26 protein-coding genes and 1 pseudogene are annotated in these 26,264 nt (G+C 72.6%); 12 read left to right on the forward strand and 15 right to left on the reverse strand.

The genetic code is table 11. The annotated features are described in order from the left end of the window. The 3 genes and pseudogenes from AWQ70_RS12270 to AWQ70_RS12280 all read right to left on the reverse strand — a co-directional run. Window positions 1-365: pseudogene (locus AWQ70_RS12270) on the reverse strand (hypothetical protein); the annotation flags it as partial. A 119-nt stretch (window positions 366-484) separates the two neighbouring features. Further along, window positions 485-1,156 carry a DUF4352 domain-containing protein gene (locus AWQ70_RS12275; RefSeq protein ID WP_067174552.1) on the reverse strand — a complete coding sequence of 224 codons (672 nt, stop codon included), beginning with the start codon at window positions 1,154-1,156 and terminating at the stop codon, window positions 485-487. Further along, window positions 1,156-1,815 carry a hypothetical protein gene (locus tag AWQ70_RS12280; protein WP_157530029.1) on the reverse strand — a complete coding sequence of 220 codons (660 nt, stop codon included), beginning with the start codon at window positions 1,813-1,815 and terminating at the stop codon, window positions 1,156-1,158. Before AWQ70_RS12280 ends, AWQ70_RS12275 begins: the two co-directional genes overlap by 1 nt. 147 nt (window positions 1,816-1,962) lie before the next feature. Here AWQ70_RS12280 and AWQ70_RS12285 point away from each other — a divergent pair, with 147 nt between their 5' ends. Together AWQ70_RS12285 and AWQ70_RS12290 are read left to right on the forward strand one after the other, a co-directional pair. Then, window positions 1,963-4,068, forward strand: coding sequence for a hypothetical protein (locus AWQ70_RS12285; RefSeq protein WP_245646926.1), 2,106 nt, complete (start codon window positions 1,963-1,965; stop codon window positions 4,066-4,068). A 77-nt stretch (window positions 4,069-4,145) separates the two neighbouring features. Then, window positions 4,146-7,652, forward strand: a complete 3,507-nt coding sequence (locus tag AWQ70_RS12290) for an ATP-binding protein (protein WP_245646927.1) — start codon at window positions 4,146-4,148, stop codon at window positions 7,650-7,652. Between the two features lie 56 nt (window positions 7,653-7,708). Here the strand turns inward: AWQ70_RS12290 and AWQ70_RS12295 are convergent, their stop codons facing one another. Further along, window positions 7,709-8,125 (reverse strand): YjdF family protein, encoded by a 417-nt coding sequence (locus tag AWQ70_RS12295; protein WP_067174557.1) that lies wholly within the window; start codon window positions 8,123-8,125, stop codon window positions 7,709-7,711. Window positions 8,126-8,341: 216 nt separating this feature from the next. Between AWQ70_RS12295 and AWQ70_RS12300 the strand changes: the two genes are divergently transcribed. Beyond that, window positions 8,342-9,571 (forward strand): MurT ligase domain-containing protein, encoded by a 1,230-nt coding sequence (locus AWQ70_RS12300; protein WP_067174560.1) that lies wholly within the window; start codon window positions 8,342-8,344, stop codon window positions 9,569-9,571. A 33-nt stretch (window positions 9,572-9,604) separates the two neighbouring features. Next, on the forward strand, window positions 9,605-10,312 hold the full coding sequence (locus tag AWQ70_RS12305; RefSeq protein ID WP_067174563.1) for a type 1 glutamine amidotransferase: 708 nt from the start codon (window positions 9,605-9,607) through the stop codon (window positions 10,310-10,312). 114 nt (window positions 10,313-10,426) lie between these two features. On the opposite strand, the gene AWQ70_RS12310 is transcribed toward AWQ70_RS12305, so the two are convergent. Then, entirely contained in the window at window positions 10,427-10,789 is a 363-nt protein-coding gene (locus tag AWQ70_RS12310; protein WP_067174566.1) for a DsrE family protein, read from the reverse strand. 101 nt (window positions 10,790-10,890) lie between these two features. On the opposite strand from AWQ70_RS12310, the gene AWQ70_RS12315 reads away from it, so the two are divergent. From AWQ70_RS12315 to ygfZ, 4 genes are all read left to right on the forward strand, one after another. Continuing rightward, a complete protein-coding gene (locus tag AWQ70_RS12315) occupies window positions 10,891-11,388 on the forward strand; it encodes a heme-binding beta-barrel domain-containing protein (RefSeq protein ID WP_067174568.1) in 498 nt (165 codons plus the stop codon). Between the two features lie 200 nt (window positions 11,389-11,588). Next, complete coding sequence (locus AWQ70_RS12320; RefSeq protein WP_084516917.1) at window positions 11,589-12,650, forward strand: NAD(P)-dependent oxidoreductase; 1,062 nt, start codon at window positions 11,589-11,591, stop codon at window positions 12,648-12,650. A gap of 564 nt (window positions 12,651-13,214) precedes the next feature. Further along, window positions 13,215-13,625, forward strand: coding sequence for a Fur family transcriptional regulator (locus AWQ70_RS12325; protein ID WP_067174570.1), 411 nt, complete (start codon window positions 13,215-13,217; stop codon window positions 13,623-13,625). 148 nt (window positions 13,626-13,773) lie between these two features. Continuing rightward, window positions 13,774-14,793 carry a CAF17-like 4Fe-4S cluster assembly/insertion protein YgfZ gene (ygfZ, locus tag AWQ70_RS12330; RefSeq protein WP_067174573.1) on the forward strand — a complete coding sequence of 340 codons (1,020 nt, stop codon included), beginning with the start codon at window positions 13,774-13,776 and terminating at the stop codon, window positions 14,791-14,793. Window positions 14,794-14,939: 146 nt separating this feature from the next. Here ygfZ and AWQ70_RS12335 read toward each other — a convergent pair whose 3' ends face one another. Then, window positions 14,940-15,752, reverse strand: a complete 813-nt coding sequence (locus tag AWQ70_RS12335) for a hypothetical protein (RefSeq protein ID WP_067174576.1) — start codon at window positions 15,750-15,752, stop codon at window positions 14,940-14,942. A 69-nt stretch (window positions 15,753-15,821) separates the two neighbouring features. Then, a complete protein-coding gene (gene dtd / locus AWQ70_RS12340) occupies window positions 15,822-16,247 on the reverse strand; it encodes a D-aminoacyl-tRNA deacylase (RefSeq protein ID WP_067174578.1) in 426 nt (141 codons plus the stop codon). Window positions 16,248-16,534: 287 nt separating this feature from the next. On the opposite strand from dtd, the gene AWQ70_RS12345 reads away from it, so the two are divergent. Next, the gene (locus AWQ70_RS12345; protein ID WP_067174580.1) at window positions 16,535-17,476 is read left to right on the forward strand and encodes an asparaginase; all 942 of its coding nucleotides are present in this window, start codon (window positions 16,535-16,537) and stop codon (window positions 17,474-17,476) included. A 39-nt stretch (window positions 17,477-17,515) separates the two neighbouring features. On the opposite strand, the gene AWQ70_RS12350 is transcribed toward AWQ70_RS12345, so the two are convergent. After that, complete coding sequence (locus tag AWQ70_RS12350; RefSeq protein ID WP_067174583.1) at window positions 17,516-19,138, reverse strand: DUF2207 domain-containing protein; 1,623 nt, start codon at window positions 19,136-19,138, stop codon at window positions 17,516-17,518. Between the two features lie 60 nt (window positions 19,139-19,198). On the opposite strand from AWQ70_RS12350, the gene AWQ70_RS12355 reads away from it, so the two are divergent. Both AWQ70_RS12355 and AWQ70_RS12360 read left to right on the forward strand, forming a co-directional pair. Next, window positions 19,199-20,170, forward strand: a complete 972-nt coding sequence (locus AWQ70_RS12355; protein ID WP_157530030.1) for a magnesium transporter CorA family protein — start codon at window positions 19,199-19,201, stop codon at window positions 20,168-20,170. Between the two features lie 286 nt (window positions 20,171-20,456). Further along, a complete protein-coding gene (locus tag AWQ70_RS12360; RefSeq protein ID WP_084516919.1) occupies window positions 20,457-21,203 on the forward strand; it encodes an SGNH/GDSL hydrolase family protein in 747 nt (248 codons plus the stop codon). Between the two features lie 18 nt (window positions 21,204-21,221). On the opposite strand, the gene AWQ70_RS12365 is transcribed toward AWQ70_RS12360, so the two are convergent. From AWQ70_RS12365 to AWQ70_RS12385, 5 genes are all read right to left on the reverse strand, one after another. Beyond that, window positions 21,222-21,563 carry a DUF2516 family protein gene (locus tag AWQ70_RS12365; protein WP_067174589.1) on the reverse strand — a complete coding sequence of 114 codons (342 nt, stop codon included), beginning with the start codon at window positions 21,561-21,563 and terminating at the stop codon, window positions 21,222-21,224. A 136-nt stretch (window positions 21,564-21,699) separates the two neighbouring features. Then, on the reverse strand, window positions 21,700-22,143 hold the full coding sequence (locus tag AWQ70_RS12370) for a hypothetical protein (RefSeq protein ID WP_067174592.1): 444 nt from the start codon (window positions 22,141-22,143) through the stop codon (window positions 21,700-21,702). A 3-nt stretch (window positions 22,144-22,146) separates the two neighbouring features. Beyond that, window positions 22,147-22,587 (reverse strand): helix-turn-helix domain-containing protein, encoded by a 441-nt coding sequence (locus AWQ70_RS12375; protein ID WP_067174594.1) that lies wholly within the window; start codon window positions 22,585-22,587, stop codon window positions 22,147-22,149. A 70-nt stretch (window positions 22,588-22,657) separates the two neighbouring features. Beyond that, window positions 22,658-23,572 carry a M56 family metallopeptidase gene (locus AWQ70_RS12380; RefSeq protein WP_067174597.1) on the reverse strand — a complete coding sequence of 305 codons (915 nt, stop codon included), beginning with the start codon at window positions 23,570-23,572 and terminating at the stop codon, window positions 22,658-22,660. Beyond that, complete coding sequence (locus AWQ70_RS12385; protein WP_067174600.1) at window positions 23,569-23,892, reverse strand: BlaI/MecI/CopY family transcriptional regulator; 324 nt, start codon at window positions 23,890-23,892, stop codon at window positions 23,569-23,571. The genes AWQ70_RS12380 and AWQ70_RS12385 overlap by 4 nt, the downstream gene beginning before the upstream one ends. 84 nt (window positions 23,893-23,976) lie before the next feature. Between AWQ70_RS12385 and AWQ70_RS12390 the strand changes: the two genes are divergently transcribed. Then, complete coding sequence (locus AWQ70_RS12390) at window positions 23,977-24,492, forward strand: O-acetyl-ADP-ribose deacetylase (RefSeq protein ID WP_067174604.1); 516 nt, start codon at window positions 23,977-23,979, stop codon at window positions 24,490-24,492. A gap of 59 nt (window positions 24,493-24,551) precedes the next feature. Here AWQ70_RS12390 and AWQ70_RS12395 read toward each other — a convergent pair whose 3' ends face one another. Both AWQ70_RS12395 and AWQ70_RS12400 read right to left on the reverse strand, forming a co-directional pair. Continuing rightward, window positions 24,552-25,340: an O-methyltransferase gene (locus AWQ70_RS12395; protein ID WP_067174607.1), complete on the reverse strand. Its 789-nt coding sequence runs from the start codon at window positions 25,338-25,340 to the stop codon at window positions 24,552-24,554. Window positions 25,341-25,405: 65 nt separating this feature from the next. After that, window positions 25,406-26,143, reverse strand: a complete 738-nt coding sequence (locus AWQ70_RS12400; protein WP_067174610.1) for an SDR family NAD(P)-dependent oxidoreductase — start codon at window positions 26,141-26,143, stop codon at window positions 25,406-25,408. Window positions 26,144-26,264: the final 121 nt, after the last annotated feature.

Here is a 26,264-nt window from a genome sequence, read left to right on the forward strand (position 1 = left end):
GGTCCGTGGGCCGCGGCGGGGCCGGGCGAGGGCGGCGCCTCCGGGTGTCCCGGCTCCCGCGTCGCCGCCTCTCGTTCCGCGGGCTCCGGCGCCCCGGCTCCCCGCCGGCCCGCAGACGCGCCGGGCGCGCCCGTCTCGCCGGTGACGGCGGGGAAGGGCTGCGTGGACCTGTCCTCGTTCTCCGGCAGCGGCGGCCACACGCGAAGGTCGGTGAGGTCCCTGCGGAGCTGTCCCGGGATCGGGATCTGCGGGGCCTGCGGCGCGGCTGGACGGGAACGCTGCCGGGGCGGGGGCGAGAACCAGTCCCGCGCCTTGGTCCGCTCGCGCTGGCGGCGGCGCCGCCCCTCCATCGGGGTCTCACTCATCTCTCCACCTCGGCTGACGGGGCGGCCGGCCGCGGGGTCGCCGGGGCGTGCCTGGGGCGGGACACCGGGCGTCTCGCGGGCCGGGCCCTGCCCGTGGGTTCGATCGTCTCGGCCGCGCATCAGCTCGTGCCCACCAGGGAGTGCAGCTTCTCCGCGCCGGCGACCAGGCGGGCGGCCGCGGCGTCCGTCAGGCCGAGGTCGATCTCCGCTTCGGGAACGAAGGTGTCGACGACGAGGGCGCCCTGCGGTGGGACGACGACGAGCCGCAGGCCGGGCAAGACGTCCTCCGGGATCTCGAAGACCAGTACGCCCTTCGACCAGAGTCCCGGCTGCAACATCTTGTTGAACAGGGTGAGGCTGTCGGAGACCTTGTCCGTGGGCTTGTAGCGCCGGCCGTCCGCGGTCAGGAGGACGGGCGGCTGCAACCGGCTGAGCTGCAACGGACGTTTGGGCGTGGTGGCCGTGACGTCGATCACGAGGAAGAGGTTGCTCGTCGCCACCTCGACGGTCTGTCCGGCGGTGTCCTGGGTGTTCACGGCGTGCGCGGCGGTCACCGACGTGACCTTCGCGCTGAACCTGTTCGTCTCCACCAGCTCGCCCGCCGCACCCTTGACCGTGAGGGCCGACCCGCGCTGCTCGTACGGCATGGTGAAGGTCTGGGCGTAGACGGCGGCGGCCGCGAGCGCGAGGCCGGCCACGATCCCCACGACGCGCATGACCACGCCGGGCCGCGGCTGGCTCGGGCCGGTCGCGGTCGCCTCGGGGGCGCCGGTCCCGGAGGTCGCGACCATCACGCCTCCTCCTGGCGTACGGGGAGGGTGATCCGCGTGGCCACCACGGGGACCGCGGGGTCGCTGTCCTCCTTCATCTCCAGTTGCCAGGCGTTGCCCTGGTCGCGCATCCCGATCTCCTGGTAGACGAAACGCCCCACGTCGAGGGTCACCGAGTCGGGGGCGACGGCGCCGGGGTCGAGCTCGTACTGCACGACGACCGTGGTGGTGATCCCGGGATGGAGCTGCTGGCTCTTCACGCCGTAGCTGAGGACGTGGACGCGGGGGGAGGGCTCCTGCCCGACCTTGGGCTCGATGGCGAGGAGCGAGCCCGCGAGGCCCGAGAACACGGACCACGGCCGGCCGGGTTCGTGCGCCACGCCGACACTGGCGGTCTCGTCGCCCATGTTGGTGACCTTGAGGACGAGGTTCAGATAGCGCTTCGTCCGGCCGAACTCGTTCCGCTCGACGGTGTCGACGGCCTTGATGAACTGGGTGTGGAACGCGCCCTGGTCGACGGTCTCTCCCGGCCGCGCGGTCGGCGGGGGCTCCTCCGGAGCCTCTTTCAGGCCGCCGAAGATCGCGGTGACGCCGATTCCCGCCGCGATCACCGCGAGGGCGACCGGGACGAGCACGGGGCGTCGTCGGCGGCGGCGTGCGTCACGGGGGGAGGACGTCATGGCAATGGATGCTAGTACGACCACACTTGCACCATTAGCCGCATTGATCCTTGCGGCCAAGGCCGCAAATGTGTCCGAATGGCGAGAACGCCACCCTGATCGGCTTTCCAGCTCCTACGCTGTGATCCAGGCGGACATGGAGGGTCTGTGGGCGACCTGCACCCCGAGCATGGCCGGCTTCAGGCGGATCGGATCTACCTGGGCTGGCAGTACGCCCTGCTGCACCCTGACCCGGGGCCGCCGCCCAAACGCCCGGCGCGCGAAGACCTCACAAAGTCCGAAGCCGAGCTCGAACCCGGGTCCGCCGCAGGACACGGAGCCGAACCGGGCCCGGAGTGGGCCGTCCGGCAGCGGCTCCAGCAGGACCTGCTCAACCGCCCCGTCCGGATCTTCCGGATGCTCATGGCCGCGCTGGCCGCCGTCATCCTCGTCCTCGGGCTCGCCGGTCCGGTGACCTTGTCCTTCGTCCTCGTCGGCCTGGTCGCGACCGGCGGCGTCGCCGGCATCTGCACGTACGCGATCCGGCAGGGGGACCGGGCCGTCCGGCTCCGCGCCGAGGAGCGCCTGGAGCGGGCGCGGCGTGAGCGGGCCCGCCGCGAGCGCGAGATCGCCGCCGCGCAGGAGGAGCACGCCGCGCGATACCGCGAGTGGGCCGAGCGGAAGAACGCCTTCGACCGGCAGCTCACCTGGTACGGCGTCGCCGTGCCGGACGACATCGACCGTGTGGACGTGGCCGGGGGGACGCTCCCCGGCTGGTCGGCCCTGGTCACCCTGATCGGCGCCACCCGCCTGTACAGCGGCGGCCACCTGACCGTGCTCGACCTGTCCGAGGGCGCGATCGCCAAGGACCTCGTCGAGCTGGCCAGACGGGGAGGCGACGACCCGCTGGTGTGGGTGCTTCCCGTCGACCTGCCCCGGCTCGACCTGGGGGCGACGCTCCCGCCCGAGGCGTTCGCCGACGTGCTCGCCCACGTGGTCAGCGTCAGCGAGGAGACCGGCAGGGACGTCGGGTTCGACAACGCGATCCTGGAGCGGGTGCTGGAGGTCCTCGGCGAGAACGCGACGATCAACCAGGTCACCGCCGCGCTGCGGGCCCTCGCCCAGGTGGGCGACCCGCGCGACGACCTGAAGTGCGGCCTGCTCACCGCAACCCAGCTCGAACGCATCGGCACCCTGTTCGGCCGGGGCGTCGCCGACCGCGTCGTGATCGAGCGCGCCTGGGCGCTGGAGTCCCAGTTGCGCAAGCTGGAGACCCTCGGCTCCGAGGCCGTACGGCTCCCGCCCGCCCGCCTGCGTGTGGTCAGCATGGACCGGCAGGCCGGGGTGTTCGGCAACCGCGTCCTCGGCACGTACGTCGCGACCGCGCTGACGCACATCCTGCGCCAGTCGCCCGCGTCGGAGCGTCCCTGGTACCACACGATCATCGTGGCGGGGGCGGACAAGCTGCGCGGCGACGTGCTCGACCGGCTGATGGACGCCTGCGAGACCTCGCGGACCGGGCTCGTCCTGACCTATCGCAGCCTCACCCCCACCGTGCGGGAGCGCCTCGGCCGGGGCCACGCCGCCGTCGCGTTCATGCGGCTCGGGAACGCCGAGGACGCCCGGGTCGCCAGCGAGCACGTCGGCACCGAGCACCGGCTGGAGCTGGCCCAGCTCACCGAGACGTTCAGCTCCGCCGTCAGCGGCACCGGCGGCCACTACACCTCGACCGTGGGCGCGGGCCGTACCGGCCCGGAGGCGAAGGGCGAGGGGGACCTCAAGGAGGACATCGCCGAGTCCACCCAGTGGGGGCGCAGCGCGACGACCGCGACCACGAACATGGCCGAAGGCGTGCTGCAGCGGTCACGCGAGTTCCTGGTCGAGCCGCACCAGCTCCAGCAGCTCCCGACGACCTCGGTCATCGTCACGCACGCCACCGCGGAGGGGCGGCAGGTCCGCCTCGCCGACGCCAACCCCGCGATCCTCGCGTTCCCGAAGACGACGCTGGGGGACTTCGAGGAGGTGCGGCGCGCCGCTCTCGCCGCCCCCGAGCAGGCCGAGCAAGCCGAGGGGGCCGGACATGCCGGACAGGTGGGCCAGGTGAGTCAGGCCGGGCAGGGGCAAACGGGACAACCAGGACAGGCAGGGCCTCCAGGGCCGGTCGGAAAGTCCGGGCACGCCCCCGCGGACGAGCCGCGGCCCGAGCCCGACGACGGCCCCCCGCCGAACCTCGGGCCGCCGCCGCCACGTCTCGACTGGCGAAAGACACGGTAAGGGCATCGTCAATATGACCGTGTGAACGTTACCGGCGAAAGAGTCTCTCCCCTGTCAACCGTCAACCGAGGGGTCTCATGCATCCGTTCCCCCTGAGCGGGCCCTGGTACCGGATCCAGGCCATCGCCGCGCCCTCACGGAGCTCGTCGGCGGAGTGGGACTTCGTCACGGTCCTCCCGGCCGTGCTGTCCGCCGCGCAGCGCAACCGGCCGTTCGTGATCGGCTGGTTGTCCCGGGGGGCGGGTGCGCCGCTCGAACTGATCACCAACGCCGGCCCGCTCACGCCGCCGCGCCCGCCGAAACGCGCCGTCACGTCGATCGACGTCACGCCCACCGGGCCGCAGCCGCTGCTGTTCCCCGGCGGGGCCCGGGGCGTCGAGATCGGGGACGAGTGGCTCGACGACCTCGCCGACCTGGTCTGGACGCCCTGCCCCGGCCGCCAGGCGCCCCCGCTCAACGGCCGGAGGGAACCGGAGCCGGACGAGCCCAAGCAACCGACGCTGTTCGAGTCCACGCTGGTGACGCTGATGTCCCGGCCGTTCGGCTGGGTGGTGGTCGCCGAGCCCACCGACCTGCTCGACGCCGAGGTCGCCCACCTGCGCACCCAGCTCAACGTGCTGCGCCAGTACGGCGACGCCTCGGAACGGTCGCGGTTCGACGCGGAGCGGGCCGAGCGCAGGATGCAGGAGCTCGACGCCTTCCGCGAGGCCGGGTTGTGGAACGTCCGGGTCCTCGCCGGTGCCGCCGGACCGGACGAGCTGCGACAGATCGCCCCCGTCCTGGTCGGCTCCGTCGAGATGAGCCACCACCCGTACCGGCTGCGCAGCGCCATGTCCGGGCCGCTGCTGTCCGAGCCGGTCCGTTCAGGCCCGCCCCACGGCTCATCGCCCGAGTCCGGGTACGGCTTCGCCGAGGCGCTCCACGTCTCTCTGCAGGACCCGGCGGACGGGGCCGCCGCGCCGTTCGCGGCCACGGCGGGCGCGCTGGCGGCGCTGGCCGGGCTGCCCCGCCGCGAGGTCCCCGGCGTACGCGTGCTCGACGCCGGGTTCTTCGACGTGACCAGCGAGGCGGACACCGCGAGCGGCGAGACGATCGACCTCGGCGCGATCGTGGACGGGCAGGACCGGGCGGTCGGCACCTTCCGGGTGCCCCTCGCCACGCTCAACCGGCACGCCTTCATCACCGGGGCCACCGGGTCCGGCAAGTCGCAGACCGTGCGCCACCTGCTGGAGGAGCTCACCAAGGCCGGCATCCCGTGGCTCGCCATCGAGCCGGCCAAGTCCGAGTACGCGGCCATGGCCGGCCGGGTCGAGCACCTGGCCCCGCTCACGGTGATCAACCCCTCGGCCCCGGACAACGTGCCGTTCAGCGTGAACCCGCTCGCGCCCGAGCCCGGCTATCCCGTGCAGGCGCACATCGACATGGTGCGCGCCCTTTTCATGGCGGCGTTCGACGCCGAGGAGCCGTTCCCGCAGATCATGTCCCTGGCCCTGCAGCGGGTCTACGAGGCCAACGGCTGGGACGTGGTCACCGGGGGAGGCATTCCGGGCGCCGCCGTCCAGCCCGCCGTGCCGACCCTGGAGCAGCTCCAGCAGCACGCCCTGGAGGTGATCCAGGAGATCGGGTACGGCAACGAGGTCCAGGCCGACGTCGAGGGGTTCATCAGCCTCCGGCTGCGGAGTCTGCGGGTCGGCAGCGCCGGGCGGTTCTTCGAGGGCGGCCATCCGGCGGACATCGGGGGCCTGCTCCAGCGGAACGTCGTGCTCGCGATCGAGGACGTGGCCAACGACGAGGACAAGGCGTTCCTCATGGGCACGCTGATCATCCGCATAGTGGAGCACCTGCGGATGCGGGCCCGCCAGGAGTTGTCCCACGAGGAGGGCGGCGGCGCGCTCAGGCACGTCATCGTGATCGAGGAGGCGCACCGGCTGCTGCGCGACCGCGGCTCCCAGCGCGCCTCCACGCACGCCGTCGAGCTGCTCGCCGGAATGCTCGCCGAGATCCGCGCGTACGGCGAGGGCATCGTCGTGGCCGAGCAGATCCCGACCAAGCTGGTCTCCGACGTGGTCAAGAACACGGCGCTGAAGGTCGTGCACCGGCTGCCCGCCGAGGACGACCGGCGGCTCGTCGGCGCCGCGATGAACCTCAGCGAGGACCAGTCGCGCCAGGTGGTCTCGCTCCAGCCCGGGTACGCGGCGGTGTTCGCCGACGGCATGGACCGCCCGCTGCGCGTCCAGGTCCCCCTGGGCGAGGGCCGCGAACGCGCCATGCTCGGCCCCATCCCGCCCATCTGCGGCCGCCGTTCCGCCGCCTGCGGGCGCGAGTGCCGTACGGGGAAGGCGTGCACGCTCTTCGAGCTCCGCGAGGCGGACCTGCTCGCCGCCGCCCCCGAGTGGGCGTGGCTGCGCATCTGGACCGACACGGTCGTGCTGGCGTTCGTGACGAACCGGCCGCTGCCCGGCGTGCCGCGCATCCTCGCCGACATCTGGGCCGAGCTGCCGCCCAAGCGCCGCGAGTGCCTCCTCGCCACGCTGGTGGAACGTTGCGTCGCCCGCCGCGCCTGGTCCCTGCGCACCTGGTTCGACCCGGCGCTTCTCACGGAGAAGGCGGCGGAGGTGGCCGCCGCGCTGCTCGACACGGCCGCCGCGGCGTCGCAGGGCGCCCAGGAGCCGGTCTCCGCCTGCCCGGCGGCGCGTTCCGTACGGGCCGGAGCCGAGCCGGTCGCCTCCTCTGTGGCGGCCGCCTCGGCCGGCGGAGGGCCGGTGGCCGCCCAGTCGGCGGCGGCCGGGACGTCCGGCCAGGAGGCGCCCGCCGGAGCCTGTCTCGCGCCCTCACGGGAGCGCGAAGACGAGCCCGGCGAGCCTGGCGAGCCCGCGGACCCCGGTGACGGTGACGGGGCGGGGACGGCCGGGGGAGAGGACGACGGGTCCCGGCGGCCGGAGCCGGTGGTTCCCGCGCGGCCTCCGGGGCGGGCCGCCCCCTCCCAGGCGGGCGAACGACCGGGAGCCGCCTGGGTGATCCCCCAGGTGCGCTGGCTGCACGAGGTCGAGCGGCTGTTCCCCTTCGGGCACCCCGCGCCCAACCTGCGCAGCCCCGCCCCCGTCATGGAGTACGCGCTGTTCGGCACCGACCCCTCCGGCCGGCCGTACCCGCACCAGGGGGTCAACGGCGCGTACGGCGGGCGCGACGGCGACGAGAACGGAGCCGACGGCGCCGTGACGGGCGGCCCGGTGACGGCCGGGTCCCCGCCCCGCGGCGCCGCCGGCGCGCGGACGGAACTGCTCGGCCATCGGGCGAAGGCGCTGCGGCACCATCCGCTGTCCATGGAGGTGGACCGCAACCGCGCGCTCGCCTGGCGGGTCATCCTGGGCGACGACGAGCACGAGGGCATCCAGCGGGACATCACGACGGTCGCCATCGGCGTGGAGCCGCGCGAACGCCTCCGGTACGTCGCCCAGACCATGGGGGCGGGCTGGCTGGAGACGGTGTCGTCGTGGCCGCGCCGGTTCGTCCTCCCGTTCGACGGCGACACCCCGGCCGAGCTCTCCTTCACCGACCAGCGGGACGACCACCCGGGTTCCTGACCCGCCACGGCCGGGCGCACCGGTCGGTCGTCCCCATCCTGTGCGGGAGGGGCGTGTCACCGGTCTCTCTTGCGTTCGATCCGCTTGCGGCGGGCCACCTCCCGCCGCTGCTCGTCGGCGGCCCGCCTGAGGGCCTTGCGATCCGCCGCCGCCTCACGCTTGCGGCTCTCCAGCTCCAGCCGCATCGCCTCCTGCGAGGCGGTGCTCCGCATCGCCTTGACCGCGCGGCTCGCGAGCTTGGCCGCCCGCTTGGGGTTGGGCCGCCGGGCCTCCCGCGTCTCCGCGCTCACCGGCGGGGCGGCCTCGGCCCGCTCCAGCAGGGCCACGCCGTGGCGCATGAGGAACTCGTACAGCTCGGGATCGGTGGGCTCGGAGCCGAACACGAAACGGACCGCCCGAAGCTCCCCGTTCTCCTGGATCTCAAGTACGCCGACCCAGAACGGGGAATCGAAGAAGACGGAAAGGGTGACCATCGCTGCTCTCCAGTGCGTATGCCGAAGGACGGCCTGACGAGGCCGCTCACCGGCACACCGGACATCCCTGGAGAGGGCGGTTACGAGTGAGTCGCCCGGGCTACCGACCGGGCCGCGTTTTCGTGTGCGTCCCCGACCCTAGGCCAAGGCGGCGACCTGGACGAATCCGAATAGGATCGAGCAGCGCATTATGGTGAGCGGCATGAGGAGGAGCGCATGAGTCAGCTTCCGTTGCGGGCGCAGCTCGCCAGTGCTCTGGGGCGTACGGCCGCGACTCTGTCCCGGGCCACCGGGCGCGGCGACGGCTCCGTGATCGGCGGCAGGGTCGGTCTGATGCTGGAGCCGGACCTGCTCCGCCAGCTCGCGGCGGACCGCAGGCTCGCGCTGGTGAGCGCCACCAACGGCAAGACCACGACCACGCGGCTGATCGCCTCCGCGCTGCGGCAGCTCGGCGAGGTGGCCACCAACGCCTTCGGCGCCAACATGCCCGCCGGCCACGTCTCGGCGCTCTCCAGCGCCAAGGACGCGCCGTACGCCGTGCTGGAGGTCGACGAGAAGTACCTCCCCGAGGTGCTCGACACGACGCGGGCCGGGGTGGTCTGCCTCATGAACCTCAGCCGCGACCAGATGGACCGCGCGGCGGAGATCTGGCTGCTCGCCCAGAAGTGGCGCCGCGCCCTCGCCGCGCAGCAGACGCTGGTGATCGCGAACTGCGACGACCCGCTGGTCGCCTGGGCGGCGTCCGGCTCGTCCAGGGTGAGCTGGGTGGCCGCGGGCCAGCGTTGGCGCGAGGACTCCTGGTGCTGCCCGGAGTGCGGCGGCCCGCTCGATCGCAAGGGCGCCGACTGGGCCTGCCGGGAGTGCGCGTTCCGCCGCCCCACGCCGTCCTGGGTCCTCGACGGCGAGGACGTGATCGACCCGCGCGGCCAGCGGTGGCGGCTGGACCTGCGGCTTCCCGGTCAGGCCAACCGGGCGAACGCGGCGATCGCGCTCGCGACCGTGGCGGCGTTCGGGCTCGAACCCGGCCACGCGCTCCTGGGGCTGCGCGAGGTGACCTCGGTCGCCGGGCGCTACACCACGGTCGAGCGTGACGGCCGGTCGCTGCGGCTGCTGCTCGCCAAGAACCCCGCCGGCTGGCTGGAGGCGTTCGACGTCGCCGACCCGTCGCTCCCGATCATCCTGTCGGTCAACGCGCAGGGCCCCGACGGCCGCGACACGTCCTGGCTCTGGGACGTGGACTACCGCATCCTGCGGGGGCGTCCGGTGCTGGTGACCGGGGAGCGCCGCCGCGATCTCGCCCTCCGCCTGTACGTCGCGGGCGTGCCGTTCCAGCTCTGCGACTCGTTCGGGCAGGCGGTCGCCGTGCTGCCGCCCGGCCGGATCGACGTGATCGCCAACTACACCGCCTTCCAGCAGATCCGAACGGAGTTCGGCCGTGCGGAGTGACCACGGCCGCCGCCTGACGAGTGGAGTCCCGGCATGACCTCTCACATTCGCCTTGTCTGGATCTATCCGGACCTGCTCAGCACGTACGGCGACCAGGGCAACGTGCTGGTCCTGGAGCAGCGGGCCCGCGCGCGCGGCCTGTCGGTCGAGACGGTCCACGTACGGTCATCCGACCCGGTGCCCGAGCAGGGGGACATCTACCTGATCGGCGGCGGCGAGGACCGGCCGCAGATCCTGGGCGCCGAGCGGCTGCGCAAGGACGGCGGCCTGCACCGCGCGGTCGCGCGCGGGGCGGCGCTCCTGGCCGTCTGCGCGGGCTACCAGATCATGGGCTCGGTCTTCGGCGGAGAGGAGGGCCAGCCCGTGTCGGGCATCGGCCTGCTCGACATCAGTTCGGCCCGGGGGGAGCGTCGCGCGGTCGGCGAGCTGGCCGCGGAGGTGGATCCGGCGCTGGGCGTGCCCACGCTGACCGGCTTCGAGAACCACATGGGCGTCACCCGCCTGGGCCCCGGTGTACGGCCGCTGTCGCGGACGATCATCGGCACCGGCAACGGCGACGGCACGGAGGGCTGCTACGCGGGCAAGGTGATCGGCACGTACCTGCACGGCCCCGCCCTGGCCCGCAACCCGGCGCTCGCCGACCTGCTGCTCGCCTGGACGGTCGGGCCGCTCGCCCCGATCGACGACACCTGGTACCAGCGCCTGCGCGAGGAGCGCCTCGCCGCCGTGATCCCCGGCTGAGCGCGCCCGCCGGCCCGTCGGGCCGAGACCGCCCGGGTGCCCCGCGGGCTCCTTGAGAGAGCCGCCTGCCAGGGGCCGGCGCGATCGTGCGTCAGCGGGTGGGCCGGGTCCCGGTCAGTAGACGAGCGCCTGGACGTCGTCGGCGAGGATCTCTTCGACGAACGTGGACGCGCCCGCGATCCGGACGCCGTCGATCACGTCGTCGATGGTGATGCCGCGCCGCGCCGCGCACTGGGTGCACAGCGTCACCCTGCCCCCGGCGAGCACCGCGTCGAGGAGGTCCGCCAGCGGGGCCGCCTCCTCCAGGGTGAACTCCTTGGCCCGCCCGGGCAGGGCGAACCAGGAGGATTCGCCGGTCAGCCACAGGGAGACCCGGACGCCGCTGACCAGGGCCGCGGCCGCGACCGTGAACGCCTGGTTGCACCGCTCCGGCGCGTCCGCACCGGCCGTGACCTTGATGACCAGAGATCGTGCCATGCCCGCAGCCTACATCCGCCGCAAAGCCGTACAAGGTGGACATGGGGCGCGAGGCGGACGGCCGGGTCGCACGCCCGGAACACGCCCTAAGCTCGTGTCTCATGGACGTACACCCTGACCTTGAGCCGATCGCCTTCCTGCTCGGCCGCTGGGAGGGAGCCGGCGTGGTCGGCTACCCCACGATGGAGAGCGCGAACTTCGGGCAGGAAGTCGTTTTCGGGCACAACGGCAAGCCGTTCCTGACGTACCAGAGCCGGACCTGGCTGCTCGACGGCGAGGGCAACAAGGTGCGGCCGCTGGCGACCGAGTCGGGCTTCTGGCGCATCCAGCCGGAGCGCCGGATCGAGGTCTGCCTCGCGCACCCGACCGGCATCGTGGAGATCTACCTGGGCGAGGTCGTCTTCCACAAGATCGAGCTGCGCACCGACGTGGTCGCCCGCACGGACACCGCGAAGGACTACGCGGCCGGGCACCGGCTCTACGGCCTGGTCAACGGCAGCCTCATGTACGCGTACGACATGGCGGCCATGGGACACCCGCTCCAGTCGCACACCTCGGCCGAGCTGAAGAAGGTCGCCGAGTTCACGCCCGACGAGTAGACCGGGCCCCGGCCCCGTCCACCGCGCTTCCGGCCCGCCGGTCGCTCCATGCCCGGCGGGCCGCCCGGAGTCACCCGCCCGCGCCGCCCCTGGGCCCGGTGGTGTCACACCGCGCCGCTTCCGGCCGATATCTACGCACCGATATCTACGGGCGGACCGTCCACGCGTGGACTGTCCCCGGGCGGAACGAGGAGCGGACGATGAGGCCACGGGCGTTGGTGCTGGCGCCGATGCGGGGCCCCGCGTGGGCCCGGTTGCGTGAGCTGGCCGAGGTGATCTACGAGCCGGTCCCCGTACGGCGTTCGCCGCGCGGCCACTCGGCGGCGGAGCTGGCCGCCCGGTTGGAGGAGGAGCGTGCCCGCATCCTCATCACCGACGGCGACGAGGTCGGCGGGCCGGTACTCGACCTTCCGCTGATGGCGATCGGCTGCACACGGGCGGAGCCGGTCAACATCGACATGGCGGCGGCCACGGCCCGCCGGATCCCCGTGCTGTGCGCTCCCGGACGCGACGCCGACGGGATCGCCGAGCTCACCCTCGCCCTGCTGCTGGCCGTGAGCCGCCGGCTGCTGGTGGCCGACCGGGACGTCAGGGCGGGGCGGGAGCGCGAGGAACGGGAGTGGCACCGGTCGTGGGAGCTCGCCGGCCGGACCTTCGGCATCGTCGGCGGCGGAGCGTCGGCCCGTGCGGTGACGTGGCGCATGAAGGGGCTCGGGATGCGCGTGATCGTCCACGACCCGGAGGCGCCCCGGGGGCGAAACGGCCTCGGCCGGCTGCTCGCCGAGGCGGACGTGGTCTCCATGCACGGGACGATCGCCCACGGCGCCGGTCGGTACGGACCGGTCGGTGGCGCCGGTGCGGCTCCACGCGTCGGCGCGGGTCACGCCACGGGACCGGCCGGTGCCGCCGCCGCGGTGCCGGGCAACGGGCTCGTGGCCGTCATCGGCGCGGGCGAGTTCGCGGCGATGAAGCCGGGAGCGATCTTCATCAACACCGCCCGGCCGGAGTGGCACGACGCCGACGCGCTGGTCGGGGCGTTGAAGTCGGGACATCTCGGCGGAGCCGCGCTCGACCACGCCCCCGCGGGCCCCGGGCACCCCCTGGCCGCCATGGACAACGTCGTCCTGACGCCGGGCATCGGCGGCGGGACGTACGACACCGAGGCGAACCACAGCCGGATGATCTGCGGGGACATCGTGCGCCTGCTCGGCGGAGAGACCCCGCTGCACTGTGCCAATCCCGAGGTCCTGCGGACCTCCTGAGCCATCGCGGCTCCGCGCGTCCGGTACGTCGTCGCGCGGGTCCCCGATGGGGAGAAAAGAAGAACCCCGGGCTCGCTCCGCCTGGGTGAGGCGGGCCGGCTGGACCAAGGCGGGGGATGGCTCCCACGCCGCCGGCTGCCCGGGGTTCCGGTGTCTGTCGTGGATTCGCCGGACGTCGTACGACATCCGGACGGAGGTCCGAATGGACGGCGTCCTAGCGGACAGCCACCTCGCTAGTCCAAGAATGAACCTTCATTGTTTGGACCACCTCCCTTCTGCGTGCTTCGTACGCTATGCGACGCCGCAGAGTGCGGCAACCGAATTAATGGGCCCCCGCCTCACATCGCTTGACCAGCGCTTTTCCCGCGGCACCGCGTGGGGCGCCCGTCCTTGTGCGATCCACTGACGATCACGTTCGCGGAGCGCCGTGCTCGCGTGGCGGACGTCCCGAGCCGGGGGCGCGGGGGAGCGCGGTCGCCGGAAGACGGCGGGCGAATCCATCGGCGATGTGATCGGCGATGGATTCGTACGAATCGGCGGCGCGGAGACTCGTACACTCTGTGCATGACCGACACTTGGCACGAGGAGTTGCGGGCGCGCGGCTACCGGGTCACACCTCAGCGTCAACTGGTGCTGGAGGCGGTCACCTCGCTCGGCCATGCGACGCCGGAGGACATCTGCTCGCGAGTCCAGGAGACGGCGCGCGGTGTCAACATCTCCACGGTCTACCGCACGCTCGAACTCCTGGAAGAGCTGGGCATGGTCACCCACACCCATCTGGGGCACGGCCCGCCCACGTATCACCTGGCCTCCGAGGCGGACCACGTGCACCTCGTCTGCCGTGGCTGCGGAGAGGTGACGGAGGTGCGGCCCGAGCTGGTGGAGGGACTGGTCCGCAGGCTGGAGGACGAGCTCGGCTTCGCCACCGACGTCCGCCACCTGACCGTCTTCGGCCGTTGCCGCGACTGCCGCTGACCCGTCGCGGCCCGAACGGCTACCGCCGGTCCGTGCGCGCTGCCTCCAGTCCTTCCCGCGGGCTGCGTTCGCGGCGCTCCCACACGTCGCCGCGGCCGCGGGGGCATCCCGGGCATCCGGGAGTGGCGGGCGGCAATAGCCTTGGGACATGCGCAGCCCTTTGCTGGACACACCCGGAGCCGTCGCCGCGGAGGCACCCGACGCGACGGTCGCCGCTCATTACGGAGAGCCCTTCGCCGAGCAGCGCGCGCTCGCGAGCGGCCGGGCCGTCGTCGACCGGAGCGACCGCGAGGTCGTCCGCGTCTCCGGCCCCGACAGGTTGAGCTGGCTGAACAGCCTGAGCTCCCAGAAAATCGACAACCTCGCGCCCGGCACTCCCGCCCAGACGCTGTTCCTGGATCTCCAGGGCCGGGTCGAGCACCATCTCGTCCTGGTGGACGACGGGGAGGCGGTCTGGGCGCACGTCGAGCCCGGCACCGCCGCCGAGCTGGTCGCCTTCCTGGAGAAGATGCGTTTCATGCTCCGGGTCGAGGTCGCCGATGTGACCTCCGACTACGCCGTCGTCTCCGTCGCCGCCCCCGGCGGCGCCGTACACCTGCCGGAGGCCCTCCCCGAGGGGACCGTCGTCGTCGGCGGAGACCTGCTGATCCCACGCGTACGGCTGGCCACGGTGGCGGAGGACCTCGGGCTCCGTCCGGCGGGGCTGTGGGCATACGAGGCGTTGCGCATCGAGGCGCACGTGCCGCGGCTGGGGATCGACACCGACCACAAGACGATCCCGCACGAGGTGGGCTGGATCGGCGAGGCGGTGCACCTGAGCAAGGGCTGCTACCGCGGCCAGGAGACGGTCGCCCGGGTCCACAACCTGGGCCACCCGCCGCGCCGGCTGGTCTTCCTGCACCTGGACGGCAGCGTCGACACGCTGCCGGGGCGCGGCGCCCCGGTGACGCTCCAGGACGAGGGCGAGGGGGCGCCGGTCGGCTACGTGGGCTCGGCGGCCCGCCACCACGAGCTGGGCCCGATCGCGCTCGCGGTCGTGAAGCGCACCGTCCCCGTGGACGCGGTCCTGCTCGCGGGCGGCGTGGCCGCGTCGCAGGAGGTCATCGTCCCGCCGGACGCGGGACGCAACGTGGAGATCGACCCGGCGCTGCGCCGCCGCATCCGCTGACGCGCCCCCGGCCGCCGCGACTCAGGCGGCGGCCCATGCGAGGCGGCAGACCCCGCGGACCGGCCGGTCGGTTCCGGAGAGCGGGAAGCCCGGCAGCCGGCGTCTGTGTGTGACGCCGGCGAGCCGCTCCCGATGGGAAGGATGTCCTACTTCGTCCAGATGGCGGCGTACTTGCCGTCCTCGCTGTTCACCTGGGCGGGGAAGTACCCCTCGCTCCTGAGCTCGTTGAACCGGCTCTGGTAGCCGGAGCTCGACATCCCCGTGTACTCGAACCAGCCGTCGATCTTGTCGTTGCGCCAGACGGCCGTGTACGTGCCGCCGGGGCCCACCGCGACGTAACCGGGGCGGTAGCCGTTGGAGACGCGCGCCCTGAACTCGGCCTCGTGCTCGGTGAACGACTTGCCGACGGTGACCTCCCACCGGACGCCCGAGGGGTTGGCCGTCCAGATCGCCGCGTACATCGGGGCGGCGGCGGTGCCGTACACGTCCACCGAGGCCGGCGCCAGGCCGTTGGCGACGGCGGAGGCGTTCGCGGAGGTGAACTGCGCGGCGGTCATGTTGTGCCGGGCGACGAACTTGCCGGACTTCTTCACGAAGACCGCCGCGAACCGGGCGCCGTCGCCGCTGCCGGTCGCCGTGACCACCGTCGGCTGGTAGCCCTTCGCGTTGTACTCGTCGAACCGCTGCTGGTAGCCCTGGGAGGACATGTCCTGGTACATGGCCCAGGAGACGCCGGGCGACTTGACCCACACACCGGCGTAGCTGGGGCCGGACGAGATGCTCAGGCTGACGGGCACGTATCCCTTGCCGCTGAGATCGTGGAACTTCTGCGCCTGCTGCGCCGCCGTGACGCCGTGATACGCGACGGACGCGGACGGCGCCTGAGCGTGGGCCGCGGCCGGCGTTCCCGCCACGGCCAGGGCGACAGCCGCGATGGCGAGCCTTCCAGTGGTACGCATGACCCTCCCCGGGGGTATGGACGCTCCGAACCTTGGGCGAGGCATGACCCTAACAGAGGAAGATCCGCGTCAAACCTCGATCAGTAAGGTGATCGGCCCGTCGTTTGTCAGCGACACCTTCATGTCGGCGCCGAAGACCCCGGTCTCCACGCGCGCGCCCAGCGACCTCAGCTCGTCCACCACCGCCTCGACCAGCGGCTCCGCCACCGGACCTGGGGCGGCCGCCTGCCACGTCGGCCGCCGGCCCTTCCGGGCGTCGCCGTACAGTGTGAACTGGCTCACTACGAGAAGCGGGGCGTCGACGTCGGAGCACGACTTCTCTCCGTGCAGGACGCGCAGCCCCCAGAGCTTGCCGGCGAGCCGGGCCGCCTCGGCCGGGCCGTCGGTATGCGTGGCTCCGACCAGGACGAGCAGGCCGGGCTCGTCGATCGCCCCCACGACCTCGCCGTCGACCACCACAGACGCGGAGCTGACCCGCTGCACGACCGCACGCATGGCCCCGCATTCTGCCATGTCCGCTTTCTCCCGGTGGACTCCGCGTACGGCGTGGGCCCGCCGGGCGCCCGAACGCCGAGGAAGCCGGAGCGGCGAGCCGGGTGAACCCGGCGCTGGGAAAGGCCGGGGAGGCGGGCCCGCCCACCCGGCGCTCGGGGCGGGCAGCGAGGCGGGGCCGGTGAATGCCGGGGATCGGGGCAGGGCGGGGAGGTATGCGCGGTGGACCGGGCGATCGGTACGAGTAGCGGCAGGTCGGGCATATCTCCGCTGATGCGTACACTCGCCGTATGTCCGAACTGATCGTCGAGGTGGTCCGCTCCGGTTTCGTGGAGTCCGTCCACAGGGCACGCGTGCTCGCCGTGGACGCGTCCGGGTCTCCCGTGATGCGCCACGGGGAGGTCGACACCCTGGTGTCGCCGCGATCCTCGATGAAGCCGCTGCAGGCGCTGGGCATGGTCCGGTCGGGGCTCCCGCTGGCGGACGAACTGCTCGCGCTCGCCTGCGCCAGCCACGCGGGCGAGGACTTCCACGTCGAGGGCGCGCGGAAGATCCTGGCGGAGGCCGGGCTGGACGAGAGCGCCCTCGGCTGCCCCGAGGCCCTGCCCGAGGACACCGCCGCACGGCACCGGGCGATCCGGGCGCACGCCGAGCCCGCCCGCGTCTTCATGAACTGCTCGGGCAAGCACGCCTCCATGCTGGCGACCTGCGTCGTGAACGGCTGGCCGGTCGGGACGTACCTCGATCCCGGTCACCCGCTGCAGCGGGCGATCCGGACGACCGTCGAGGAGTTCACCGGGGAGCGGGTGGCCGCCACCGGAGTGGACGGCTGCGGCGCCCCGTTGTTCTTCGTCTCGATGGTCGGCGTGGTGCGGGCCTTCCGGAGGTTCACGCTCGCCGCCGAGGGCACCCCCGAACGCCGGATCGCCGACGCCATGCGCGCCCACCCCGAGTGGACCAGCGGTACGGCACGGCCCGAGGCGGCGCTGATGCGCGCGTTGCCCGGGCTCATGGTCAAGGCCGGCGCCGAGGCGTTCGACGCGTTCGCGTTCGCCGACGGGCGGGCCGCCGCCGTCAAGATCGAGGACGGCGGGTCCAGGGCGCGGGTGCCGGTGACCGTCGCGGCCCTGCGCGCCCTCGGCCTGGACGCCCCGGAGCTGGACGGGTTCGCCGTCTCGCCCCTGCTGGGCGGCGGCAGGGAGGTCGGCGAGATCCGGGTCCGCCGCCCCTGACAGCCACGCGCCGCTCCTCGCGCGGCCCCGGCGGCGGTCCTAGAACGACCGGAACAGGCGGGCGGCGGAGATCGCGCCGGACGTCGTCATCGTGAAGGTCCGCATCGAGTCGGCGAACTTCGACAGGTCCCACTCCGCCGGGCCCTGGTACCAGTAGAGGTTGTCCGCCGGTCGGCCGTCGCCGTGGATGGAGGCCACCACGCGGGCCCACCGGTCCACGCCGTCGAAGACCACCGCGTACGGCAGATAGCGGGAGAACAGCTCGATCCGCTGCGCCGGGGGGATGTCGCCGATCTCCCCGGACGCGAGGTGCTCCCGGAAGCCGAGTGTGTGGGCGAGCACCGCCGCGCCCCTGGAGGTCTTCGCGGGCATGTACTGGCCGCCCACGGCGAGCGCGGCGCCCGCGATGATCAGAGCCAGGCCGATCAGCGCGTACGTGGTGAACCAGGCGAGCAGCACGGTCGCCACGACGCCCGTCAGGGTCGCCGCGACGCCGACGGTCGTCCAGCGCGTCCTGACCGAGTCGGGCCGCCGGGCGAACCACCCCTGGGTCACCACGTCCTGGTAGAGCTCGTCGCGCACCTTGCTGAGCCCGGCGGTGAACGACCCGTGCAACTGCGACAACAACACGGCGTCCCTGCCGTCGAAGACGGCGTCGTAGAGCGCCCGCTCGTACGGGAGCAGGGCGGCGACCGGCGCCGACGGCAGCCTGACCAGGAGCCAGTCAGGCGCGTCGTACGCCTGCCGGGGCTGCTCGTCGATCCGGAGGTAGCCGCGCACGGCGAGGTCCACGACGGTGGCGGTCACGTCGACCACGTCGGCCTGCTCGTCGATCAGCGTGCCGATCTGCCCGGGGCGCACGCCGTCCGGCGGGGTGAACTGGCCGTTCTGGTGCCCGACGACCACGCCGGACTGGGCGCCCACCACGCGGGCGTCCCGGCCGCGCGTCCAGTAGAGCAGCCCGACGCCGCCGACCAGCAGGAGCAGCAGCAGCGCGAGCGCGCCTCCCGTCACGGCGTTCAGCGTGAACGCGTTGGCCAGCTCGAAGCGGCGCTCCAGGATCGGCCCGGCGCCGGTCGCGCCCTTGGGATAGCCGACGACGATCGTCAGCACCTCGCCGTCCCGCAGGCCCTGCTGCTCGAACGCGGCGGTCGCCCCGGTCTCGTCGATCGACGCGCCGGTGCAGCCGATCGCCGAGGCCGGCTCGCCGGCGAAGCAGGAGAGGTTCTCGGCCCGGCCCGGGCCGCTCACCGACACCGTCACGTGCTCGGCCGGCCCCGCCACGGCGTACCAGCGGAGCTCCTCGCCGCCGCCGAGGGGCGTGACCGCGCCCTTCACGTCGTACTCGACCGTGCCGCTGCCGGTGAAGGTCATCGTCTCGCCGTCGAAGGAGGCGCCCCGGACGTTCGAGACGCGGTAGACGCGGTCGTTGCCGTCGTCGTGCCGCGTCCGGGTGAGGAACGTACGGCGCAGCGGCGCCCCGGAGAGCTCGATCTTCTCCACGACGTGGAGCGTGCCGTCCTTGCGCAGCTCCATCGTCACGTCGTCCTTGGTGACCGTCACCCGGTCCGCGTGGGCCGGTGTTCCTACGGCGCCGACCGTGACGAGCGCGAGCACCGTGAGCGTGACGGCCAAACCGAACCGGCGAGCGAGATCCACCATGAGCCAGCACTTTATCGGTCCGCGTTTGTCCGGATGTCGCCGTCGCTAGTCTGTGACGTCATGGCTCGTACGCGTGTGTACCGGGACGGGGCGCTGGCAGCCGAGGGCTTCCCGGTCGCGGAGGTCTCCGACCACCTGCGCGACCCCTCGGCGGTGGTCTGGCTCGACATGTGCGCGCCGTCCGAGGAGGACCTGGCCGAGATCGGCGAGGAACTGGGCCTGCACGAGCTGGCCGTCGAGGGCGCCCTCGGGCACCGCCAGCGGCCCAAGCTCGACGTGTACGACAGCCACATGTTCCTCAGCGTCTACGCCGGGACGTTCGACCGGGAGACGGGACGCCTCGACGTGTGCGAGGCGTCCGCGTTCGTCACCGAGAACGTCCTCGTCACCGTCCGCAAGTCCGAGGGCTTCGCGATCGACGAGGTGGTCCGGCGCTGGGACTCCTCGTCCCGCCTGGCCGGCAACGGGGTGGCCTTCCTGCTCCACGGGCTGCTCGACTATGTGGTGGACAGCCACTTCGAGGCGGTCGAGGCCATGGACGAGCAGGTCGAGGCGCTGGAGGAGACGCTGTTCGAGGAGCGTCCGATCGGCCCGGACGAGCAGCGCCGCACCTTCGAGATGCGCAAGGGCCTCGCGGTCCTGCGCCGCATCGCCATGCCGACGCGCGAGGTCGTGAACACGCTGCTGCGGCGCGAGGGCGACATCGCCGAGGGGGCGATGGCCCCCTACTACCAGGACGTGTACGACCACGTGCTGCGCGTCACCGAGTGGGTGGACTCGCTGCGCGACCTCATCGCGAACATCCGCGAGGCGCATCTGACCATGCAGGGCAACCGGCTCAACCTGATCATGAAGCGGGTGACGGGCTGGGCCGCCATCATCGCCGTGCCCACCTTGATCACCGGGTTCTACGGTCAGAACCTGCCGTTTCCCGGGTTCGAACGGCCATGGGGGTTCTGGGCGTCCACGGCCCTCATCGTGCTGGCGTCGGCCCTGCTGTACCGGCTGTTCCGCGGGCGCGACTGGCTCTGACGCCCTCCACCGAAAGGGTGTCCGAAACAACAGAAACGGTGCGCCCGAAATCCGGTGCTGTCGGTGGTGGATTCCGGGAGGAAACCACCCCATCCGGTACGGCTAAAGCCCGCGTCGGAGCCCGCGCCGCCACGGAGTCGGCAGATCCCCGGGGACGGCCACGCCACGCTGGATAAACTGCGGGCCCGGCCGCCGGGCACGGGCCGGAGCCCCCGACGGGCCGGCGACGCCCGGGGCGCCGACTCCCGACCGTGGCAGGACGTCAGCAGATCCCACCCGAGGTGCCATGCGCGAGCACAGGAAAGCCCGGCGTTCCCTGACCGTCTCGGCCGCGGCCCTGCTGGCCGCCTGCCCCCTGCTCACGGGATGCGCCCAGGCGGTGAGCCAGGCCGCACGGGTGGCGCCGCCGCCCGCGGGAAGGCCGCCGGTGGTGATGTTCCTCGGCGACAGCTTCACGGTCGGCTCCGGGCCGGTCGCCGAGTGGGACAGTTACGCGGCGGGGACGGCCAGGGCTCTGGGCTGGCAGCTCATCACGGCCGGAGGCTCGGGCACCGGCTACGTCGCGACGGGCCGGGTCGGCCGCACGTTCGAGCAGTCCTTCACCCGGCAGCTCGCCTGGCGGCCGGCTCCGGATCTGGTCGTCGTCTCCGGCGGGCACAACGACCGGCGGGCCCGTCCCGCGACCGTCCGCGCGGCCGCGCTGCGCCTGGTGGCGGACGTGCGGAAGCGCTGGCCGTCGGTCAGGATCGTGCTCGTCGGGCCCATCTGGATCGACACGGCGCCGCGGTCGGCCCAGCACACCAGGGACGCCATCGCGAGCGCGGCCTGGCTGGCCGGTGTGCCGTTCCTCGACCCGCTGACCCAGCGGTGGATCACGGGTGACCGGGCCAGAGTGCTGCTGCCCGACGGCGTCCACCCCACGCTGTACGGCCATCTGCGGCTGGCCCGGTGGCTGGCGGCGAGCCTGCGTGCGCGCGGTCTCGCCGGCGACGAGGCCGCTCCGCCGGCCCTGATCGGCCCCGTGTCCTCGTGACCGGCCGATCGGCCCGGATCACCAGGGGCCGTACGGGCCGTGGTTGCCGCCTCCGCGGTACTGGCTCACGGCCGGCTTCACGTCGGCGAGGTAGATGCCGGACGCGATGACCGCGGCGATCGTGAAAATGCTCGGCAGGCCCATCCCCATGCCCCCGTAGTTGACCGCGGCGGCGAACGTGAACAGCGTCGCGAAGCCCAGGATGATCAGCCACAGCTGCTTGGTCTGCTTGCCCGCGGCGGGGAAGGCGCGCGAGGGGATCCGGATCGCGTGGATGAATGCCCAGATCGACAGGACGAAGGCCCCGATGGAGAGCAGCCAGAAGATGAGACTCAGGATGTTGTTGACGGGGCCGAACATGGACTCTCCCAGGCGGTCACGGTCTCTGTCGCCCCCAGACTAATGCGGCCCGAGCCTGCCCGAGCTCTCCGAGCCGGCCCGGAAACCCGGCGGGCCCGCACCGGCCGGAACCGGTGCGGGCCCGCGTGGTGGCGCCTCAGGCCTTGGGCGTGGTGCGGGGGCGGCCCGGCCTCCGCTCCGTGGTGGTGGTGGCGGCGACCGGCGGCTCGGCCGACTTGGAGACCTCCTCCAGCTCCAGCGCGGCCTCGCCGCTCACCTTGCTGACGATGCGGCGGCCGCGCACGGCCAGCTCGTCGTACAGCTCGTTGAAGCGGGCGGCGGCGGTGTCGGCGTACTCGCGGGCCTTGTTCGGGAAGTCCTTGGCGACGGCCTCGGCCCTGTCCTGGAACGTGGAGGCGGCCTCGCGGGCCCGGCCGGGGAAGTCCTTCGCGGTCTCGCGCAGCTCGCCCCTGCGGGCCTGCAGCTTCTGGAGCTGATCCGGCAGCTCGCGCAGCTTCTCGACGGCGTAGTCGCCGGCGCCCGCGACCGCGTAGAACGGCTTGGACTCGGTGATCTTCTTGACCTCGGTGGTGAGAGTCATCGGTTACCCTTCCTTGGCATCCGGTGTGGCGGTGTTCTCCGTTGGAACCGCGTCACCAGGCGGGGGCTCGGCCGGTCGCGACGGCTGGGCCCCCGGATCCCCTGCGCGGTTCTCCTTGCGGAACGACTCGTAAATGTCGATCAACACCTGACGCTGACGCTCGGTGATGGTGACATCGGCCCGGATCGCGGTCAGCACGTCGCTGTCCGGCTCGCGATCCTCGATCAGCCCGGCCTGCACGTACAGCGCCTGAGCGGAGATGTGCAGACCCTTGGCGATCTGGTTGAGGATCTCCGCGCTCGGCTTGCGCAGGCCGCGCTCGACCTGGCTCAGATAGGGATTCGAGACCCCCGCCTGCGCGGCGAGCTGGCGCAGAGAGATCTTCGCCTGCTGCCGCTGCTGGCGGATGTACTCGCCGATCGAGCCGACCTTGGGTAGTTCCATACCCCCCAGTCTGCACACACACTGCTTGCAATTGCAAACTCGGTGGCAAACACCTGCAAGCAGTGGAGTGTCAGGCGGGAAGCAGCCAGAGGAGCGGGGCCGAGACGGCCAGGGCGGCGGACGCGGTCAGGACGGCGTACCTGACGTGCGGAGGAAGGTCGATGTGGGGCTTGACGAGCCGGTCGACGCGGGCCATCACGTTCTGCCCCGACGTGGCGCCGAGCGCGCCGTGCGGCGTCGGGACGGCGGTGGCGGCGCCGAACCTGAGGAGGGCGGTGGCGAGCCGCTTCGGCGAGCAGTAGCGGCGGGCGCGGTCGTCGGCGGCCATCTCGATCAGCAGCGCCACGGACGCCTGCGTGTCCCGGACCACGGCCGACCAGGGAAGCGCCCGGAGCAGTGCCCCGAACGGCAGCAGCACCAGGTCGTGCCGCTCGCGCGCGTGCGCGATCTCGTGCGCGAGCATCGCGTCCAGCTCGTCCTGCGAGAGCAGGTCGAGCGTGCCCGCGCTGATGACGACCTCGGACTTCAGCCCCGGCACGCAGTACGCCGCCGCTCCCGGGTGGTCCACCACGCGGACGCCCGGGACGGCGGGCTCCTCCCGCGCGATCAGCTTGAGCAACATGCGGTGGCGGCGCTGGGCGCGCAGCGTCTGGACGCCGGCCGCGACGAGCACGGCAACGAGCACCGCGAGAAGGGTGAATCCGCTGAGCAGCGCGCACAGCCGGATCACGTCGTGCGGCTCGCGCACGTCGAACTCGCCGCCGGTCAGCAGGATGGAGAGTCCGTGCACGACCCCGGCGCCGTAGGGGGCCAGGGCGTACGCGAGGAGGGCTCCGGTCGTGGCGAGTCCCCAGGTCACGCCGAGGGACTGCCACAGGAGGATGGCCGTGCGAGGGGCACGCCAGGTCCAACGCGCGGAGGTCAGGCGCCAGGCGCCGACCGCGCATGCCAGGGCGAGGGCCGCCAGGACAGCCGCCGCGATCACTGCTCCTCCAGCTCCGTGAGGGCTCTTCGCAGGATCTCGGCCTCGGACCCGGAGACGGCCTGGGCGAAGCGCGTGAGCGCCGCGCTGCGGTCGCCCGTCAGGTCCAGGGCTTCGAGCATGAGCTCGGTGACGTAGGCGTCCCTGCTCTCGGCGGGCTCGTAGCGCCACGCGCGCCCGTCCCGGGTGCGGTTGAGGAACCCCTTGCGGGAAAGACGGTCGAGTACGGTCATCACGGTCGTGGGTGCGAGGTCGCGGTCCTCGATCAGGCGGCCGACCTCGCGTGCTGTCAGGGGAGCGCTCTGCGCCCAGAGAATGTCCATGATGGTACGTTCAAGATCGCCAAGTCCTTTCACGCCCACAAGCCTACCCGGGGTAGTACTACGTCCCGTAGAGGGGAGCGTGTCATGAGACTCACGCTGGTCCGGGGCGACATCACCGAGCAGAACGTGGACGCCATCGTCAACGCCGCCAACTCCTCGCTGCTCGGAGGCGGCGGGGTGGACGGCGCGATCCACCGGAAGGGCGGCCCGGAGATCCTGGAGGAGTGCCGGGCGCTGCGCGCGTCCCGGTACGGCGGCGGCCTTCCGGCCGGCCAGGCCGTCGCGACCACGGCGGGACGGCTGCCCGCCCGATGGGTGATCCACACCGTGGGGCCGGTGTATTCGCGAAGTGAGGACCGGTCTCACCTGCTGGCCTCCTGCTACCGGGAGTCGCTCAACGTCGCCGACACGCTCGGCGCGGCGACGATCGCGTTCCCCGCCGTGTCGACCGGTGTCTACCGCTGGCCGATGGACGACGCCGCCCGCATCTCGGTCACCACCGTGCTGCGGTCCGGGTCGAAGATCGACGAGGCGCGTTTCGTACTCTTTGACTTCGCAGCATATGAGATCTTCGACCGTGTTCTTCGAGAATTCGGGTGATTCGGCGGATCCTGTCCACGGGTTTGCCGTTCCATGCGGAAAGCTTGGCGTCGAGCGGCTCAGGCGACGGCGGACCAGGGGATCGTCAGCTCGCCGAGACGCCAGCGGGACGGCCCGCCCAGAGGAGGCGCGACGGCCACCGGCCAGTCCCGCGCCAGCAGCTCGGCCGTCCTGATCCAGCGCTGGCGGGCGCCGTACGCCGCGAACGGCGCGCAGGTCGCCCAGGCGCGGTCCCACTGCCGGAGGAACTCGTGAACCGGCTCGCCGGGGACGTTCCGGTGGATCAGCGTCTTCGGCAGCCGTTCCGCCAGGTCGGAGGGGCGGTCGAACCCGCCGAACCTGGCGGCGAACGTCAGAGTGCGCGGCCCCTCCGCCCCGAGCGCCGCCCACACCGCGCGGTGGCCGACCTCCGAGCAGGTGCCCTCGACGATCAACCCGCCGGGGGCGATCCGTGAGCGCAGCAGGTCCCAGTACGCCCAGGCGTCGGCCTCGGCGTACTGCCTGAGCACGTTGAACGCCCGCACGACCAGCGGCCGCCGCGGCACCGGCAGCTCGAAGCCGCCCCGCACGAAGGTCAGCCCCTCCCGCTCGTACGGCAGGGCCGCCGCCACGCGGGCCGGGTCGATCTCGACGCCCACGACCTCGACCCGCGGGCACACCGCGCGCAGCCGTACGAACAGCTCCAGGGTGGTGACGTGCGAGGCGCCGTAGCCGAGGTCGGCCACGAGCGGCGCCCCGGGAGCCGAACGGAGCAGGGGGGCGTGGACGGCGGCGAGCCAGCGGTCGGACCGGCGGAGCCGGTTGTGGCCCGTGGTGCCGCGGGTGATCTCGCCGACGGGTCTGCGCACGCCAGACCGTACTTCAGGCCGCGCACCGGAACGTACGTCAGACACATCGGACCCCACGCCGCACGTCAGACCCGGTGGACCTTGTGCTGGGCGGCCTGGGCGCGCGGCCGGATCACCAGGCGGTCGATGTTGACGTGCGCGGGGCGGGTGACGGCGAAGGCGATCACGTCGGCCACGTCGTCGGCGGTGAGCGGGTCGGGCACACCCTCGTAGACCTTGGCGGCCTTCTCCGCGTCCCCCCGGAACCGGGTGAGCGAGAACTCCTCGGTCTGCACCATGCCGGGCGCGATCTCGATGACGCGGACCGGCTCGCCGCACAGTTCGAGGCGCAGCGTCTCGGTCATCGAGGTCTGGGCGTGCTTGGCCGCGCAGTATCCGCCGCCGCCCTCGTACGAGACCAGGCCGGCGACCGACGTGAGCATCAGGAGCACGCCGTCGCCGGAGGCGATCAGCTTGGGCAGCAGCGCGCGCGTCATGCGCAGCGAGCCGAGCACGTTGACGTCGTACATGCGCTGCCAGTCGTCCACCAGGCCCGAGGCCACCGGTTCGAGGCCGAAGGCGCCGCCCGCGTTGTTGATCAGGACGTCGCACCGGTCGAGCGCGGCGGCGAAGGCGTCGACGGAGTCCTGCGAGGTCACGTCGAGCGTCGCCGGGCGGATGGAGGGCACTTCGGCGGCGAGCTCGTCGAGCCGGTCGCGCCTACGTGCCGCGGCCACCACCTCGAACCCCTCCGCCGCGAGCCGCCGGGCCGTCGCCGCCCCGATGCCGCTGCTCGCTCCGGTCACCACCGCGGTCTTGGCCATCGCCTCGCTCGCCTCGCTCCAAAGAAGGTTTTCGCCCAGGTCTCGGCCCGGATCCTGATCGCGGGCCGAGTTCTCATCTTTCCAGGAGCTCTGGAAGGCTGCGGAACCGGACGATTGGGGA

Origin of the sequence: Microtetraspora niveoalba, from assembly GCF_001570405.1 — a bacterium.
GTDB lineage: Bacteria > Actinomycetota > Actinomycetes > Streptosporangiales > Streptosporangiaceae > Microtetraspora > Microtetraspora niveoalba.

Excerpts from the sequence above, each read along its gene's own strand:
- AWQ70_RS12350 (WP_067174583.1), bottom strand. The coding sequence starts at position 19,138 with ATGGTGGATCTCGCTCGCCGGTTCGGTTTGGCCGTCACGCTCACGGTG.
- AWQ70_RS12345 (WP_067174580.1), top strand. The coding sequence starts at position 16,535 with ATGTCCGAACTGATCGTCGAGGTGGTCCGCTCCGGTTTCGTGGAGTCC.
- AWQ70_RS12400 (WP_067174610.1), bottom strand. The coding sequence starts at position 26,143 with ATGGCCAAGACCGCGGTGGTGACCGGAGCGAGCAGCGGCATCGGGGCG.
- AWQ70_RS12295 (WP_067174557.1), bottom strand. The coding sequence starts at position 8,125 with ATGGTCACCCTTTCCGTCTTCTTCGATTCCCCGTTCTGGGTCGGCGTA.
- dtd (WP_067174578.1), bottom strand. The coding sequence starts at position 16,247 with ATGCGTGCGGTCGTGCAGCGGGTCAGCTCCGCGTCTGTGGTGGTCGAC.
- AWQ70_RS12370 (WP_067174592.1), bottom strand. The coding sequence starts at position 22,143 with ATGACTCTCACCACCGAGGTCAAGAAGATCACCGAGTCCAAGCCGTTC.
- AWQ70_RS12320 (WP_084516917.1), top strand. The coding sequence starts at position 11,589 with ATGAGGCCACGGGCGTTGGTGCTGGCGCCGATGCGGGGCCCCGCGTGG.
- AWQ70_RS12275 (WP_067174552.1), bottom strand. The coding sequence starts at position 1,156 with ATGGTCGCGACCTCCGGGACCGGCGCCCCCGAGGCGACCGCGACCGGC.
- AWQ70_RS12305 (WP_067174563.1), top strand. The coding sequence starts at position 9,605 with ATGACCTCTCACATTCGCCTTGTCTGGATCTATCCGGACCTGCTCAGC.
- AWQ70_RS12300 (WP_067174560.1), top strand. The coding sequence starts at position 8,342 with ATGAGTCAGCTTCCGTTGCGGGCGCAGCTCGCCAGTGCTCTGGGGCGT.
- ygfZ (WP_067174573.1), top strand. The coding sequence starts at position 13,774 with ATGCGCAGCCCTTTGCTGGACACACCCGGAGCCGTCGCCGCGGAGGCA.
- AWQ70_RS12335 (WP_067174576.1), bottom strand. The coding sequence starts at position 15,752 with ATGCGTACCACTGGAAGGCTCGCCATCGCGGCTGTCGCCCTGGCCGTG.
- AWQ70_RS12325 (WP_067174570.1), top strand. The coding sequence starts at position 13,215 with ATGACCGACACTTGGCACGAGGAGTTGCGGGCGCGCGGCTACCGGGTC.
- AWQ70_RS12390 (WP_067174604.1), top strand. The coding sequence starts at position 23,977 with ATGAGACTCACGCTGGTCCGGGGCGACATCACCGAGCAGAACGTGGAC.
- AWQ70_RS12365 (WP_067174589.1), bottom strand. The coding sequence starts at position 21,563 with ATGTTCGGCCCCGTCAACAACATCCTGAGTCTCATCTTCTGGCTGCTC.
- AWQ70_RS12315 (WP_067174568.1), top strand. The coding sequence starts at position 10,891 with ATGGACGTACACCCTGACCTTGAGCCGATCGCCTTCCTGCTCGGCCGC.
- AWQ70_RS12360 (WP_084516919.1), top strand. The coding sequence starts at position 20,457 with ATGCGCGAGCACAGGAAAGCCCGGCGTTCCCTGACCGTCTCGGCCGCG.
- AWQ70_RS12290 (WP_245646927.1), top strand. The coding sequence starts at position 4,146 with ATGCATCCGTTCCCCCTGAGCGGGCCCTGGTACCGGATCCAGGCCATC.
- AWQ70_RS12280 (WP_157530029.1), bottom strand. The coding sequence starts at position 1,815 with ATGACGTCCTCCCCCCGTGACGCACGCCGCCGCCGACGACGCCCCGTG.
- AWQ70_RS12355 (WP_157530030.1), top strand. The coding sequence starts at position 19,199 with ATGGCTCGTACGCGTGTGTACCGGGACGGGGCGCTGGCAGCCGAGGGC.
- AWQ70_RS12310 (WP_067174566.1), bottom strand. The coding sequence starts at position 10,789 with ATGGCACGATCTCTGGTCATCAAGGTCACGGCCGGTGCGGACGCGCCG.
- AWQ70_RS12385 (WP_067174600.1), bottom strand. The coding sequence starts at position 23,892 with ATGGACATTCTCTGGGCGCAGAGCGCTCCCCTGACAGCACGCGAGGTC.
- AWQ70_RS12375 (WP_067174594.1), bottom strand. The coding sequence starts at position 22,587 with ATGGAACTACCCAAGGTCGGCTCGATCGGCGAGTACATCCGCCAGCAG.